The 2080-nt window shown below is 34.8% G+C and carries 1 protein-coding gene and 1 pseudogene; both read left to right on the top strand.

What is annotated here, in order from left to right; all coding sequences use genetic code 11:
- Positions 1 to 1300, top strand: a pseudogene (locus HMPREF1521_RS09075) (hypothetical protein); the annotation flags it as partial.
- 22 nt (positions 1301 to 1322) lie between these two features.
- Positions 1323 to 1796: a hypothetical protein gene (locus HMPREF1521_RS00025; RefSeq protein WP_038114307.1), complete on the top strand. Its 474-nt coding sequence runs from the start codon at positions 1323 to 1325 to the stop codon at positions 1794 to 1796.
- Positions 1797 to 2080 lie beyond the last annotated feature (284 nt).

Here is a 2080-nt window from a genome sequence, read left to right as displayed (position 1 = left end):
GATGAAAGATATTGAAAATACGGCTGAGTATTCTTCGAAGAATACAGGCATCAGTTATAACCATATAGGAAACTTTAAGTCGCTAAGTCAAGCGGGACAAGATGCGGTATATAATTCGCTAGGACTTTTACCGAAATTATTACCTGAATCTAAGAATTCCGCACATAGCACTACCAAATCTGCTATTGCTGATGGTACAATAACTGTACATGATGAATCTGTAGATATACGTTCAATCTCTAGAGATACCGCTAATAGTCTTAATAAATTGGACAAGATCTTTGATAAGAAGAAAGTAGAGGAACGACAGGAATTAGCTCGGCTCTTTGCTAAAGATGCATTTGAACAATTGCATTATTGGGAACCGAAAACTAAAGAAGAGAAAGTGGCTAAAGCGATTGCTCATGGTGTAGTGGCGGAGGGTTCCGCTCGTGTTGCCGGTAATAAGCCGGGGAGCGGTTTCTATGCGGGAGTTACCAATGAGGCGTTAATTGGTGAAATTCAAAAAGTGGCTAAGACAAATCCTGCTGTGGCTCAATGGCTGAGTGCCGGAGTCGGGGCTGTAGTAAATGCCGGATTAGGAAAACCTGTTATTACAGGCGCGGCTGAAGCGCAGTATGGGACGAAGTGGAATTTAGAATTAACAGAACATGCAAAAGATGTTAGATTAAATGAATATAATGGTTTTAAAAAATTATTTGATAGACAATATTTAGATCAGATTGCTCAAGGGAATCCTTATAGTGAAGAAGATATACAAAAAGCTTATAATGATTTAGTATATGCATATAATAATGCTGAGAAATTTGGGATTACGCCAGTAGCCAGAGACCTACTTGGGTTTTTCTTAGATGAAGATCCTAATGCACATGGTATTGTTGCTGTAGATTATACTGAGCACGGTTATCCAATTTATACATTTGGTTCCGACTCGGTAATAAATCAGATTTTTAGATCACAACAATATAGTTTTATGAATTTAGATATAATATCAGATGCGGTATATGAGTCTCGAAACACTACAGAGAATATGCCAACATATACTAATTATCATAGTTTTTATGGATATGGAGTTGATGCAGCCTTAGCATTAGGCAGTGCTTCAACAATAACAACATTTAAAAATGGTAATGCATATAATGGAGCAGTTATTACTATAATTGATAATTGGGATCATGGTAAAATTTTAGCTGAATGGATTAAATACCCAAGAATTTATGAAGCGGCCTATATTTTACAACAATCAGGTTATAGACGGACGTTTGCATACAAAACTACATATGATTTTTCTGTAAGTTAGGTTTTTTATTGGAGTAAATATAATGTATAAATATATTGCTATACTTTTTCTGTTAGGTATAATAGTCTCACAGTCTTTATTAATCTTCATTAACTATGATTATAATAAATACTATGCTTTTGGAAGATATAAATTGCATGCTAACCATTCATTTGAAGATACATGGCGTGACAATGGATTTGAGCGACTTATTTATAGCTATAGAAAGGTAGATAATAAATTGTACACTTATGGAGAATCAGGGATAACTATTATTACGATGAATATCATAAATCCTAAAATTATAAAGATTCCAAATGATGAATATTATGAGTCTGTGCGCAAATATGGAAGAACTAATAAATATGCTAACTCATTAGGCGAATTATCTAACATTTATGGGGAGGATTTTATTATTTTAGATCGCTTAGAAGAATTAGATAGTAATGACTACTCCATCGTCAAAGAGCTTATTGAGCAAGACGAAGATAAGACGAAGAAATCATCCTTGTTTTGATGAATTATTAGCAATATATAGGACTGTATGCTAATAATATTTCCATAATAGAACAACAATCAGAAATTAAAATTCCTTGACTTTCATTCTATAGAAACCGTATAATCAAATTATAATTTTATACTCGCCTGTTAGAAACCGATGAGGTGGAGATAAAAATAGGAAATGCACTCACAGAGAGCGGGATTAGCTGAGAACCCGTAGTACGCAGCTTATTAAATGGACCACCGAGGGTGGAGTGAACAGATTGGGATGACCGGTTTTCATGGCCGAGCGAGATACCC

Origin of the sequence: Veillonella sp. AS16 (assembly GCF_000517785.1) — a bacterium.
Taxonomy (GTDB): domain Bacteria; phylum Bacillota; class Negativicutes; order Veillonellales; family Veillonellaceae; genus Veillonella; species Veillonella denticariosi.
The sequence above is the reverse complement of the archived record's forward strand: the minus strand, read 5'-3'. Positions and strand labels throughout refer to the sequence as shown.